At 56.8% G+C, this 13,258-nt stretch carries 14 protein-coding genes; 9 read left to right on the top strand and 5 right to left on the bottom strand.

Going from position 1 to position 13,258, the window contains the following annotated elements; translation table 11 throughout:
* Positions 1-258 precede the first annotated feature (258 nt).
* Positions 259-582 carry an excisionase family DNA-binding protein gene (locus tag I1969_RS07815; protein WP_229028334.1) on the top strand — a complete coding sequence of 108 codons (324 nt, stop codon included), beginning with the start codon at positions 259-261 and terminating at the stop codon, positions 580-582.
* Between the two features lie 255 nt (positions 583-837).
* Complete coding sequence (locus I1969_RS07810; protein WP_195234336.1) at positions 838-1,512, top strand: DUF3800 domain-containing protein; 675 nt, start codon at positions 838-840, stop codon at positions 1,510-1,512.
* A 242-nt stretch (positions 1,513-1,754) separates the two neighbouring features.
* Here I1969_RS07810 and I1969_RS07805 read toward each other — a convergent pair whose 3' ends face one another.
* The 4 genes from I1969_RS07805 to I1969_RS07790 form a co-directional block, all read right to left on the bottom strand.
* Positions 1,755-2,339, bottom strand: coding sequence for a hypothetical protein (locus I1969_RS07805; protein ID WP_195234334.1), 585 nt, complete (start codon positions 2,337-2,339; stop codon positions 1,755-1,757).
* 28 nt (positions 2,340-2,367) lie between these two features.
* Positions 2,368-4,116: a DUF4365 domain-containing protein gene (locus tag I1969_RS07800; protein WP_195234332.1), complete on the bottom strand. Its 1,749-nt coding sequence runs from the start codon at positions 4,114-4,116 to the stop codon at positions 2,368-2,370.
* Positions 4,117-4,205: 89 nt separating this feature from the next.
* On the bottom strand, positions 4,206-5,471 hold the full coding sequence (locus I1969_RS07795) for an ATP-binding protein (RefSeq protein WP_229028333.1): 1,266 nt from the start codon (positions 5,469-5,471) through the stop codon (positions 4,206-4,208).
* Between the two features lie 201 nt (positions 5,472-5,672).
* Positions 5,673-5,816 (bottom strand): hypothetical protein, encoded by a 144-nt coding sequence (locus I1969_RS07790; RefSeq protein WP_324248657.1) that lies wholly within the window; start codon positions 5,814-5,816, stop codon positions 5,673-5,675.
* A gap of 189 nt (positions 5,817-6,005) precedes the next feature.
* Here I1969_RS07790 and I1969_RS07785 point away from each other — a divergent pair, with 189 nt between their 5' ends.
* Together I1969_RS07785 and I1969_RS07780 are read left to right on the top strand one after the other, a co-directional pair.
* Positions 6,006-6,284, top strand: a complete 279-nt coding sequence (locus I1969_RS07785; RefSeq protein ID WP_129583900.1) for a hypothetical protein — start codon at positions 6,006-6,008, stop codon at positions 6,282-6,284.
* A 113-nt stretch (positions 6,285-6,397) separates the two neighbouring features.
* Positions 6,398-7,360 carry an Abi family protein gene (locus I1969_RS07780; RefSeq protein WP_075844146.1) on the top strand — a complete coding sequence of 321 codons (963 nt, stop codon included), beginning with the start codon at positions 6,398-6,400 and terminating at the stop codon, positions 7,358-7,360.
* 577 nt (positions 7,361-7,937) lie between these two features.
* Here the strand turns inward: I1969_RS07780 and I1969_RS07775 are convergent.
* The gene (locus I1969_RS07775) at positions 7,938-9,050 is read right to left on the bottom strand and encodes an IS110 family RNA-guided transposase (protein WP_195234330.1); all 1,113 of its coding nucleotides are present in this window, start codon (positions 9,048-9,050) and stop codon (positions 7,938-7,940) included.
* A 490-nt stretch (positions 9,051-9,540) separates the two neighbouring features.
* On the opposite strand from I1969_RS07775, the gene I1969_RS07770 reads away from it, so the two are divergent.
* The 5 genes from I1969_RS07770 (at position 9,541) to I1969_RS07750 (ending at position 13,255) form a co-directional block, all read left to right on the top strand.
* Positions 9,541-10,323 carry a radical SAM protein gene (locus I1969_RS07770; protein WP_458795821.1) on the top strand — a complete coding sequence of 261 codons (783 nt, stop codon included), beginning with the start codon at positions 9,541-9,543 and terminating at the stop codon, positions 10,321-10,323.
* Positions 10,324-10,860: 537 nt separating this feature from the next.
* A complete protein-coding gene (locus I1969_RS07765; RefSeq protein ID WP_130811361.1) occupies positions 10,861-11,379 on the top strand; it encodes a hypothetical protein in 519 nt (172 codons plus the stop codon).
* Between the two features lie 2 nt (positions 11,380-11,381).
* Positions 11,382-12,128: a hypothetical protein gene (locus tag I1969_RS07760; protein WP_101677790.1), complete on the top strand. Its 747-nt coding sequence runs from the start codon at positions 11,382-11,384 to the stop codon at positions 12,126-12,128.
* Positions 12,129-12,709: 581 nt separating this feature from the next.
* The gene (locus I1969_RS07755; RefSeq protein ID WP_101677789.1) at positions 12,710-12,928 is read left to right on the top strand and encodes a helix-turn-helix domain-containing protein; all 219 of its coding nucleotides are present in this window, start codon (positions 12,710-12,712) and stop codon (positions 12,926-12,928) included.
* A 78-nt stretch (positions 12,929-13,006) separates the two neighbouring features.
* The gene (locus tag I1969_RS07750; protein WP_071129839.1) at positions 13,007-13,255 is read left to right on the top strand and encodes a helix-turn-helix transcriptional regulator; all 249 of its coding nucleotides are present in this window, start codon (positions 13,007-13,009) and stop codon (positions 13,253-13,255) included.
* Positions 13,256-13,258 lie beyond the last annotated feature (3 nt).

Below are 13,258 nucleotides of genomic sequence, written 5' to 3'. Positions count from 1 at the left end.
GCGCCTTTAGACGCGAGCCCGGGGCCCGTGGGTTATACCCTAAGAGCAAACCACCCTTTTTAAGGGTGGTTCTGATTTTAAGGGACTTAGCTCGCGGCTAGGATACGCGGCTCACGGCCGTTTCGTGGAGACCCGACCAGCTCGACCCACCTCCGCTCGCGCCGTGCCCCCAATCGACATCAGGCGGTTCAATCGTCGCGCAGACGAAAACGCACACGGGACCGCGCAGGCGCATCGCGCGGAAAGATTGGAGGAACCATGGCGCACGCTACGAAATGCGCGGCACCCGAGAGCAACCGGGACCGCGACGAGTGGATGACGGTGATCGAGATGCAGGAGTACATGGGGGCGAGCCGAAGCAAGGCATACGACCTCATCTGGTCGGGAGAGATCGACTCGTACAGGCTCGGCAGGAAGCTCCTGGTGTCGAGGGCGTCAGTGGACGCCTACGTCGAGTCGAGGAACAGGAGGAAATTACGGCGGCGACCGCCCCGGGAGCCGCCCGCGGCCGGGCACACGAGGGAGCCTCGAGACGAAAGGCGCTCAGGCACGCCCTCGTGGATGGTGTCACTGCGCCTCTGAATCAGGTTCATACAGACAAAGGCAAGCTTCGGGTTGTTATCGCAAACCAGCTCCGACGATAAATTCTCGTGTTCCGTAATCTTGAAGAAGCTGCGAATCTATTTCAGGGGCACTATCAACAGCGGTTTCATCCCGTTCCCCTCTTGCACTCACCGCCAGCACACGCTATAAGGTTGTTGGTGGCTCATTAAGCTACCTCCAAGTGCCGGGGGAGTCCCCCGGCTATTTTTTTATCCATTCCATTAGGAGTCCCCATTGGCCAAGGAACTCAACATCTTCGTCGACGAGAGCGGCGACCGCGGCGGCAAAGCTCGCTACTACCCGCTCGTACTCGTCTTTCACGACCAGGCAGGCAGCATCGCCGAGGCGGTCACGGGCTATGAGGCCAAGCTTGTCAGGGCCGATCTCCCTAACATTCCGTTTCACTCCGAGCCTCTCATGAACGGGCACAAGGACTATGAGTTTCTTGACATCGAGCAGCGCAAGGTGATGCTCGCCCGTTTCTCCTCGTTCGTCCGCAAACTTCCCATTTCCTATATCACGTTCGTCTACCACCGCAGCCAGTTCGAAGACCCGGCAAGGCTAATGGAACGTATGGGGCGCGATATCTCCTCTGCCATGATTGAACACCTGGGCTTCTTTCAATCCTTCGACGATGTGAAGGTTTACTACGACAACGGTCAGGACATTGTCAAACAGGCGCTTGACCGCTCGGTGGGCAAGGTCCTCTCAAAAGGGGTCGTCCGACGCCGCAAGACCTCGATGACCGATTACCGCCTCGAGCAAGTGGCGGATTACCTCTGCACCATCGAACTTGCCTTGGTCAAGTACGAGGCCAAGGAGAACGGTGAGACGTACAACAAGTTCTTCGGAGGTATAGATTCTTTCAAGAGGAACTGGTTCAAGCAAGCCCGCAGCAAGCGGATATAGGTGGTTCCGCAGTCTCGCAGGGAGCGGTCGTCTCTCCTCCGGCCAGGGCCCCAAGCGACACGCTTCGAGCAGCGATAGCGAAACGCAAGCAACGGCGTCGCGGGCGCCTCGTGCGCCATAGTGTCCATGTGGTCATCTCCTATCGTCTCAGCGTGGTAGCTGAAGATTCTAGGCGCTGGCCACGCCCCTTTTCCGGGGCGCCAACACCAACGTTTAGCACACAAGGAGTTTGACGAGATGACTCAGCGAGTATTGAATCTATCCGCCCATGCAGCCACGTCGAATAACCCCAGATTGGGGTAACTGACCGTTTCGCCCGTTTCTTTAAGACAGGCCTCCGCGGCGTTGCACAGCGAGCTCGCGAGCGACGCCGCATCAACGCGGAACGTCACGCTCTTAGTCGCACGCATCCCGCTCTTGGGCGACGGCCAGGAAGAGCAGAGGGCGTTGCGCCCGTGGAGGACAAGCTCGAACTTGTAGTCGTAGTCGAAGCTCTCGTCTTTCTCGGGAGCATCGACCGACACATCGTAGTCGCCTGAATGCAACAGGGAGCACCGGAGCTTCCAGCACATCTTCCCATTAAAGATTTGACCTGGAATCGTTTCACCTTCGTTCGAGGGGTCTCCCGAAAACAGGAAGTCGTTTGCCGCCCAGTCATCAAACCACTTCACATACTGCCGCCCCGCCGCTCTCTTCCCGTTATGAAGGACGAGATTGGGATAAAGAAGCTGCCCCATGGCGTCGGGAATGGTAAGGGAAGACATAAGGGCTGGAATAAGGCAGTCTTTCTCAACCGCATTTCTAATCGATTCGACGAGTAGCTTCATTTCGATGCCTCAAAAAGTCTATGCGGTCTTATGCGAAGAAACGGCCGATCGGCCATGAGCCGAGCGTCGTTCGTACCTCTTCGTCAAGTGACGCTCTGAGCGCAGAGGCCATGTCCGAGTCTCCGCGCAAGGCTGCTGCGCATGCTTTCGACAGCGCACTATCTGAATTCAGCTGGATTGCCATTAACTCAGATTTCTCCTCGCTAGTAAGATCTCGCTTTCGAGCGGCAATTTGATATCGATTTATCAGGGTTGCCTCTCGATCCGCAAAAGCTTCCAGGGCGTCTACGGTCATCTCGCAGCATTTCAGCAACTCTTCCTTACAGCACGCATCTTGATCGTAGGCCGATAGCATTTCAAGCATCTTGTCGTTGACGTAGGCAGAGCTAACTTCGGTGACTGGATACTGCTTCAGCGTAGCGGCAAACACCTCGGCATCGATATTGGCAAGCCTCATATAGTCCTGCATCGTTTGGACGAACAGAGGCGCGACGACTACGGGGGCATCCCCCTCGCCCCGGAAGAACACCGAGACCGTCAGGTCATCCAGTCGAAGCCCATCGACCATTCGGTACATATCTTCAGATACTTGGTAAAACACGAGCTTAATCGGATGGTTCCCCAGATTGATATATCCGAATCCGTTTTGCCGATCCTTGTAGTGGAGGGGTGCGTTCTCAACCAATCCCTTGTAAATTGTCTCGATGTTTCTTAAATCCTGAGTGGTCAACGCACTGATGTCGAGCTCTGGCTTGTAATGAAGAGCGTCGACAACCCGCTTGATAATCTCCAGCGACTGCAATCGACTCTCAAGGGCGTCGAGGTCGCCTCCGCTCAACTTGCACCCGCGAGCAAAGCCGCTTCCGTCTATGGAAAGCGTACCGGTTTGCATCAATGCGCGCATGAGGGCCAACTCTTCCATGCGCTCGACAAGAGTTCCGGTCTCGCTGAGGGTGATTGTGTTGGTGGAGAGGCATATGTCGAAACCCCTGAAGAAAACGTGCTCGCCATTCTCATTTTCTCCGGCCATGACCACCGCATTTAGGGAAACATCACCAGAGCTGACGTCATGCCGAGACCCAATCGCGACGCCAACTATGTTTTCAAGCTTATTCAAGGGATACAGCTCTCCCCAGGGGCTCTTCCCGTAGATATACAGCCCGTTCCTGTATGGAGCCAAGCTTGCGGGCGACTCGCCCTCGAGCAGCTCGATTCCAAACTCGCACTCATCAAAGCAAAGGCCGGCGTCCTTAAATTCCTCGATTGTCTTGGGGGCGATGCCAGCGACTGCTCGCTGCTTTGTTCTGTCCTTGACCGCCCTTCTGACAAGCCGCGTCAATTCCGCCGCGTCTGATGGAAGCCGGTCGAAACGCAAAGAGATGCGCTCTTGTTGCTCCGGAATATCTGCCAGAATCTTCTTTAGGTCATAGGGAAGCAAAAGTCTGTAGAAAACCTCCGCTGAACGAGCCTCGCTCCCACAGTAGACGTAAAAATAGATGCAGCCTCCAGCAATGTTGAGATAGTGCTTGAGGTCTGAAACTCGAACTTGCCGCTTAGGTCGGTCCGATTTTCTTTTCGAAGTGGTCCCCTTGACCTGAAGCGGCAACTGGCCTTCAACGGTCTCAATCGTGAAGGAAGAAGACGAGTAGACTTGCAGGTGCCCGTCGGTGCATTCGGTCTTGTCGTTCTCATCTATATACGCATAGACGCAAGCGACATCGCCGAAAGCCTGCTTGACAGCATTGACCGCGTTCTGCTCGATTTTGCGATTGTCCAAGCTTCTCCTTACTGTTTTAGATCGTCAGCAAACCGATGTCAGGCATGTTTCTCACTTGACCTAACTGCCTCGCGATGAATCGCATGGCCCTAGAGGAAAAAGTCCCTCGCGCTCACGATGCGGATGCCGTCGATATCCGTGTCGTAGGAACCCTGCCTCACGACCACGATCTTCTCGTGGTTGTCTCGTATCGACTTCAGAGGGGCGATCTCTCGCTCCCTGGTCTCGCTTGCGAACATCTCGTCAGTCGCCTGCACGTAGAGCACGCGCCCGTCCTTCGTCGCGACGAAGTCGACTTCCTTGCCATAGAGCTTGCCCACATGCACGCTCCATCCTTCGTAGAGCAGCTGGAGATACACGGCGTTCTCGAACAGGCGGCCAGTATCCGTGACCCTATAGCCGGCCATCCAGGTCCGGAAGCCGGTGTCGACGATGTACTCCTTTGGGTTCGTCTTGAGGAGCGCCTTGCCGTGCAAATCGTAACGCGTGGCACGATAGAACAGGAAGGCCTCCTCAAGCGCACCCACATACGAGGAAACGGTCTTGTTCGTGGTCTTCGGCCCCGCAGAAGTTAACGCGCCGGCGATTCGACTCGACGAGCACTCGTTGCCGATGTTGTCCGCCAGGAATTCGGCCACATGGCGCAGCAGGGAAGGGTCAGTCACCGCACTTTTGCCCTTCCCGCGCTCACGGTTGACAATATCACGCACGGCGATGGCTTCGTAGACGCCGGACATGTACGCCGAGTGCTGCGCCTGGGTCGTCGAGAGGGATGCGATGGCTGGCATGCCCCCGTACTCAAGGTAACGAGTAAGCATGTCGTCGAAGAGAACGGGATCCCCCTCGGGAGTGAGAGCCACCGAAGTTCCCGATACGAACTCGATTCCGCAGAAGTCGGCGAACTCGGAGAAGGACAGAGGCAGCATCTTTACCTCTACGTAGCGCCCGGAGAGATAGGTGGCCAGCTCGCTCGAGAGAAGATACGCATTCGAGCCCGTGAGGTAGATGTCGCAATCGAAGTCGACCCTCATTGCGTTGACCGCATCCTGCCAGCCATCGATTCTCTGGGGCTCGTCTATGAAAACGTAGGTGCGACCCTTGTCCGACAGGCGCCCGCGAACGTAATCATAAAGCTGGTCCTCCGTCTTGATGCCCGTACCCTTGCTTTCCAGGTTGACGCTCACAAAGCCGCGGCCAGCGACTCCTTCAGACTCGATGGTCATCCTAATTAGATCGAGAAGGCTCGACTTGCCGCACCTGCGCACGCCCGTGATCACCTTGATGAGGTCGGTGTCACGGAAGAACATCGCCTCCTCGAGGTATCTATCGCGGTTCCTGAGTCTGCTACCCTTCAAAAGCTGCTCCTAAAACTCGAATCTGGTTACACTTTTAGGAGTATCGTAACCCCACGCCACAAGATGAGCAAAGAGCGCACCTCGAGACGGATCGACCAAGGGGATTACGCACCTGCCGGGAGGCAGGGCAGCTTGCTCGATCGACGCGGACTACCAATTGATAAACCCCAAAAGCCGGACCGCACGGCGGCGCTCGTTTCGCTAAATCGGCTTGATGGGATGGCGAATCACGGTCTTGAGCTTCTCCGGCGCGTACTTGCGCGGGTCGGAGAGGTAAATCTCGTGACAGAGGCGGAATTCGGAGAAGTCGGGCGCATATCCCCGTTCCGCCGCAAATGCACGCATGGCGCCTATGATCGTCAGCTCGTCATCGTAAGGCCCGTATAGCAATGGGCGCGGATTCGGAAGATGCCGCGCCCATTGGCAAACACTATAGCATAGAATCGAACGTCTGTTCTACTCCCACTCGATGGCGTCGGTTCTGCCGTCCCGTCACTCCAGTTACACCCAGTTTTCGGCATCGACACGGAACGCGTGCCGCCGAATGACGCGATGTCGCGTTTCGTCGGCTTCGGGGACAAAAGCTGGGACAACCTCAAAAACTTTTTTCAAACTCAGGGCTTTGAGTTTTTGTTTTTGTCCCAAAGTGCGCGGCGGGTCGCCTTTGGAGGCTCGATGGCGCCGAAAACGCCCGTTTTGAAACTCAACCGCCCTTTTGCCCGCAAGCCGCCAGCTGCAATCGCAAGTGAATTAACGCGGGTGGCTTGCGCGCCATTTGCAAAACCCCAGGTCGCAGGTCTTCGCCATTCGTGAACAAAGTGAGTAGTCTCAGGTGGCTTGCTTATGAGTTGGCGAACGGGCCTTCAGGATTCAGGGCAAACATGCTGGTAGAATAGGATTCTCAAATCAATGACAGGAGACCGAGCATGGCCGAACCCCACGATAGGAAGCCGATCCTCACGATCGAGCAGCAGATAGAGCACCTCAAGCAGAAGGGCGTAGCCTTCGAACTGTGTTCCGAGGAAGAGGCCGCGGACTACCTGCGCGACAAGTGCAACTTCTTCAAGCTCGCATCCTACCGCAAACTCTTCTCGAAATACGAGGGAGGCCCGCGCGACGGCCGCTACGTAGACCTCGACTTCGGCCAGCTGCGCCTGCTCGCGGCGCTCGACCAGGAGCTGCGCCACGCCCTGCTCGGCATGACGCTCGACATCGAGCATTTCCAGAAGGTGACACTGCTTCGCGAGATGGAGGACCGTGGAGAGGACGGCTACGCCATCGTGGCCGACTACATGGCATCGCTTACCACTGCAAACAGGGAGTACCGCCTGCGCGAGCTCAAGATGAGCGGCCGCAGCCCCTACAGCTCGAGCCTCTACGCGAAGTACTCCGGCGACATGCCTGCCTGGGCCTTCCTTGAGCTCACCTCGTTCGGCACCCTCATCGACTTCGTGCGCTTCTGCGCCAGGCGATGGGGCGACAGGCGCCTCGAGGCCTCCCACTACGACCTCAAGCGCGTGAAGTCCGTCCGCAACTGCGCCGCGCACGGCTCGTGCCTGATCAACTGCTTCGCCGAGAGGGGCGCCGCCCGGGGCTCGGCGTCCAGCGGCGTCTCCCGAAGGGTCGCCGCCGTGGGGATTCCCAAGGCGACCAGGAGGAAGTGGATGGGGAATACGGCCATGCAGGAGGTCGCGACCGTGCTCGTGGCGCACTCCGGCTTGGTACCCGAGGGCTCCTCGCGCTCGCGCGCCGCATCCGAGCTCGCCGAGATGTTCGCCAGGGCCGACGGCGAAACCGAGGCGCTGCCCGACAAGGGGCCCGACGCCGCAGCTCGCTCCGCGCTCGAGTTCCTTCGCAGGTTGACAGAATCGCTCGGGTTGGTAGAATAGCCTGCAGATAGCAAAACCTTCACGGTTTTAGGGGCGGACTTGCGCAAGCGACTCTGCCCTATTTTTATATTCACTCGCTATAGGAGACGGATGATACCTGGGTCAATGACAGAACTGAGAAGCCCGGAATAATGGAGCCAGTTAGAAACCCTCGGGTTTGCGGGGCGGGATCGTGAGAGCGATTCTGCCCTATTTTTTTCCTCCGTCTGCCCCAACCAAGTAGTTCGAAGATAGCCTGTAGGTGTCCTCGTGGGCGCCTTTTATAATATGAGCAGGACATTGTCAATAGGCAATGAAGGGCCAAGGGCGATTTCGTTCGCCCTTGGCCCAATCTATCTCCTCCGCAATCCCCGTTGACAGCGCGTGTCGGATCGACGCCCGTCTGGCAGTTTAATATTCGCCCATCGCGCAGAATGCGCCGGTGCATCTCGTTGCTACGGCCGGCCCCTCCGTCTCGTCTGTCTTTTGGCGTGCGTGGCGGCTTCGCCGCCGCACGAAAAAAATCCGAGGATGGAGGCCGACGCCCGTCGAGCCCGGGAATTCCGGGAAAGACCCGGATATGTGCGCGGCGCTCCCGCTAGGCGCCTTCCGCCATTCGGCCCACGGCCCAGCACCAGCAGGCCGGCTCGCGCGCCACCGCGACGTTGGCCACGCTGCTCTGCTTGCCCGCATCGTCCATGGAGCGGCGCCTGTCGACGAGCCGCCTCACGCCCGCGTTGGCGTGTCGCCTGGTCGCTGCGTCGACTACCTGCCCCTTGGCCAGGTCTTTCGGCGACCTCGACGCTCCCTTGTAGTGCCAGGCGGCCTCGACGAGCAGCTTTCTCAGGTGCTTGTTGCCGGCCTTGGTTATCCCGCCGCGGAATCGGGACTCGCCGCTGGAGTGCTCGGAGGGCACCAGGCCCACCCACGCCGCGAAGCCCGACGCCGTGGCGAACCTCGCGAAGCCGTCGGCCTCGCACGCGATCGAAGCCGCGGTGACCGCGTCTATACCCTTGAGGCATTTGAGCGCGTCGCAGGTCGGCTTCCATCTAGGCTGCTGGGCCAGCGACTTGACCTTCGCCTCGAGCGCGGCCTTGGCGGCGTCGGCCTCGCGCACGCGCTCGCAGTAGTGGTCCAGCGTCGCCATGGCGGCGGCGTCCCCGAGGTCGATGCGGCCCACCCACGCCCAGAAATCCCCGGTCCAGCGGTTGCGCCTCTGGCCGGCGGCGTTCCTCTCGTCGTAGACGAGCCCGTGCCTGAGCAGGAACTTCGAAAGCCTCTGCTTGGCGCGCACGGCGTCGTCGCGCGCGTCGGCCAGCGCCCGCGCCAAATCCCGCGCGCCCTCGCACTCGGCATCGGGCACGTGCACCTCGGTGACCACGCCCAGCGCCAGCTGCACCGCGAGGAACTGCGCGTCGCGCCTGTCGGTCTTGCGGCCGCGGTCCGCGGCGGGCTTGTGCATCTTGGAAACGGCTCCGATCACGCAGGCGGCGCCCATCGCGTTCAGCTCGCGGCAAAGGTGGAAGCCCGTCACTCCCGACTCGTAGACGCATCTGGCGGGCTGGGGCAGCGAGGACACCCATGAGGCGATCTCGCCGGGCTCGTAGCCGAACGATTTCCTGATCGTCTCGCCCGTTTCCGGGACGAACGCGCAGGCCTTCACCGGCCTGGCATGCACGTCTAGCCCTACGAAAGTGGTAGCATTGCTCATCGGAAGCCCCTTCCATGAATGCGGCGTGGCCGCTGGCGGTTTGGACACCTCTATTGTCGGCCTAATCCGCGGATATGCATGCAGGAGGGGCTTCCAACTTTTTTATGTCCTGCTCATATCGTCTTGTATAGTATTATTAAAAGGGGGAAATGTTTATGTTACATAGCATGCGTATTCGATAAGCATTGAAATCAAAAAAGATTTTTCCCATTTTCAATATGGGCTTTTTTGAAAAATTAGAAATCATAATCAAAAACTCTGAAAAACAAAAGGAAGGATATTAAATGAAACACTTACCTAAAAGTACACTTACGGAAATATTGAATGACCCATACGGATTTACTTACAAAGAAATGTCGGAAGTAATTGGAGAGGATAAAGCAAGAGCCTTATATGCGGAATTGTATAAACAGCCATTTCACAAAAAAATCTATCAATATCAACAAAAAAAGTCTATAAAAGTAGCGATACTGAAAAGTATGTTTATGAATTGAAAGACAACAGGTATATCGAAACGGTTTTTATTAAACGGCGAGATGGTGGGACTGTTTGCGTAAGTACGCAAGTTGGTTGTTCTGTTGGCTGTATTTTTTGTGAGTCCGGACGCAATGGTTTCGTTCGTAATCTAACACCATCTGAAATTGTGCAGCAGGTCATATTGATACGTCAAAAAGTAAATCGTATCGTTTTTATGGGAATGGGAGAACCTTTATTCAATTACGACAACTTGATTGCAGCAATCCATATTCTTCGAGATAGAAATGGACTTAACTTTCCAACCGACGGCATTACCGTATCAACAGTTGGTCCAGTTAATCAATTAAAAAAATTGCGCGAAGAACATCTAAAAATTCAGTTGACAATATCTTTACATGCAGCAACACAGGCTGCGAGAAACTGCATCATTCCTCATATGCACATGTACGCTATTGAAGATGTTGTTAAGCAAGCATTGTCCTATTCACAAAGGCATAATCGAAAAGTGGTATTTGCGTATTTGCTTTTACCAGGTATAAATGACCGTTCCTCAGATATAAGGCAACTTGCAAAATGGTTTAAGGGCAAAAATGTTATGATTAACGTGCTGCAATACAACCCGACGAGTAATTCAAAAATTAGAGCACCACAAAAACAAGAAATGGTTGCGTTCAAACATCAATTAGAGCAAACAGGACTTGAAGTTACCATAAGAGTTTCTCATGGTAGAGAGATTAAAGCAGCTTGTGGACAGTTAGCTAATACATATAATAAAGCCAAAAAACAACAAAAATAATTTAATTAAAAGAGCCAGACGCACAGACGCAGAGCCGATAATATGCAGTTTGAAATACTGCTGTTATCGGCTCTTTTTTGATTTAATTTGTGCCCCCAATAACCATATTGGAGCAAAATCAGAACTGTTGCTTGTCGTTCTTTGATTTCCGCAGCAGCTTTGAAAAACCAAAGCCGCCGTTTCTTTTTATCTTCTAATGAAATGACGCGGTATCACTGTTAAAAGCGGCGGCTAAAAGGAGGTAGCCGCCATGAAGCACATACCCTATCGACAAAATCCGACGGTCATTGACATATCAAAAAAAGCCCGACCACCGCCGGGGAAATTTCTACCCATGAATATGAACTGTATAATCATATAAATACATTTTTTAATTCCTTTGCGTCCGTTTGCATTTTGCAGACGGGCGCATTTTGCTGTCCTCAAAAAAATTTGAAAAAAGTTTGCTGTTTGAGTTGGCAAAATTTCGGTGCTTCCGTGGAGGGCAGCCGAAAGGGGAACACCAACCCGCCCCCGGGAACGAAAGGGGGTGAGAAAATGAACCCTGCACAATTTGAATGGCAAACGAGATGTGAGTTTAATGCGTACTATAAGGAAGAAGGGCTGCCGTTCGTCCTCGACTACGACGTCTGGCACCGCAAAGACGCCGCTGCAAACGGGATGTTCGACGACGAGGCCTCACCGGAGAACCGCGACTGGCGAGACGAGCACGATGGTATCATCGCCGACACCATTGCCGGCATCCTCTTCAAGGCGCTGCCGGCACATACCATCCCGCCGAAGCTCAGGTTCAGCTATGAGAACGTACCCGCCCTCGACGCCGAGATTCTAAGCGTATACTGCGGGTTCGAAGCCGCGGGGCTCTCGTTCTCCCTGGATTTCGAGCTCAATACCGGCAGGGGCGGCAACCGAGTTCTCCTCGAGCTGGAGCCTGAACCCTCCGCAGGGAACGTAAGCCTCACCTGCGAGGGAATGGACGACGATTTCACAGCCGCTTGGAATCCCGATACCGCAAAGTGGGACAAGCCCCTCCCCGCCAAGCAACAGGGAAAATAGCCATGGGCGCGTATCTAGGCCTGCGCGACAGCTGGTTTTGGGAAGACGACGCAATCCTCGACGCAATCGAGACGCTTCAGGACCAGGCAGACGGCACGTTCTACCCGGCCGAATACGGGCCGGAGGGCCACACGGACATCGCCTGCCCCAACCTTTGGGGCTATCTGATCCCGCAGGAGGAGTCGGAACCGTTCGAGCGCCTTTTCGCGGCACGCGAAGACGAGCAGGTCGCAAAGCTCTACGGGACCCGCTTCGCCTACGCCCGATGGTACAACGGTGCCGACGGCGAACCCAAGGTGGGCTTTCTCCCCGCGCCCGTCTCCCGTGAGGAGCCCCTTGCGGGAGGCGTCGGCAAGAAGGCGACGTGGGCGCGGTTCTGGACGTGGGGACCTGCCCTCGAGGACAACATAGACATGAGCTGCGATCTGGTCACGGGTTGGTGCGAAATCGAGTACGTCTCCAGGAAACGCGACCTTCCCGCCGCCAGATTCAGGGTTGCCGCGGCCAAGCTCGCGCCCTATGCCACCATCGGCGAAGGCGTCCACTATGGCGAGCGCGGGGAAAGCCCGTGGATGATCTACGACGGTTTCTACTGGAGCTACATCCTCGGGACTGACGATGCCGTCCTGCTTAGGGGGACGAGAAGCGGCTCTTCCGAGAAGAGCTACGAGCCCATTCTTTCTCTGTTCCGCTCGATAAGAAGGTCCGCTCGCGGCGTGACGCGCCGGCTTTGGGGATTCGCCATCTAGCAATGGCGGAGAAGAACCCAGCCTAGCAAGGGAATTCTTGTATTGCAGATGGGTTCCAAAAAAGCAACGCAAAGGCCACCGAGCCTTACGGGGCGTCCTTGCGCATACCTTCGCCGTTCGTCTGCTCCCGCTCAGCCGAATCGCCAACCGCAACAGGCCATGTCCCAACGGATGGGTACCATTTATCCGGGTGCACCTGGGGCAACGGGCCGGCAGGCCCGCGCAAGGTCGCTCGCAGAACACGCAACATCAAACACGACAGAAGAGGCGAACGACAGATGCCGGACCCCGGACGACAGCACCGCGGAAGACGAGCATTCCGACCACAACCGAACAATCTTCGATCCTAGGCAGGCGCCCGCATGGGCGCCTTTTTCTTTTCAGGGACTTAGCTGAGAGCTAAGGCACGTGGCTCATGGCCGTTTCGTGGAGGCCCGACCAGCTCGACCCACCTCGACCCGTCTCCGTTCCCGTCGGGCGCGCAGATCGCCATCAGGCGGTTCAATCGTCGCGCAGACGAAGAGGCACACGGTGTCGCGCGGCGTGCCCGCGCGGTGCCGCACGGGAAGATTGGAGGAACCATGGCACGCGCAGCCGAATGCGCCGCGCCCGAGGGAAGCCAGGACCGCGACGAATGGATGACGGTGATCGAGATGCAGGAGTACATGAGGGCGAGCAGAAACAAGGCGTACGACCTCATCTGGTCGGGAGAGATCGACTCGTACAGGCTCGGAAGGAAGCTCCTGGTTTCGAGGGCGTCCGTGGACGCCTACATCGAATCGAGGAGCGGCAGGAAATGACGGCGGCGACCGCCCCGGGAGCCGCCCGCGGCCGGGCACGCGAGGGAGCCTCGAGACGAAAGGAGCTCGAGGACGACCATGACCAAGAGCACTAGCAGGAGCCAGGTGAGGCTCATCGCATCGACCAACGCGATATTCGGCGCCGACGAGGCGTGCGCGATGCTGCGCATCAGCCGCGACGCCATGTACCGGCTCGCAAAAGACCCCGACGACCCGTTCCCAATCCGCTACATCGGCGGCAAGACGCGCGACGGCATCGTGCTGCACGACGAGCTCGTCGCATGGGTCGAGCGCAACAGCGTCGTCGGCTCGCCCAGAAGGGGCTAGCGC

This window comes from Collinsella aerofaciens, assembly GCF_015548375.1.
Classification (GTDB): domain Bacteria; phylum Actinomycetota; class Coriobacteriia; order Coriobacteriales; family Coriobacteriaceae; genus Collinsella; species Collinsella aerofaciens_AB.
The sequence above is the reverse complement of the archived record's forward strand: the minus strand, read 5'-3'. Positions and strand labels throughout refer to the sequence as shown.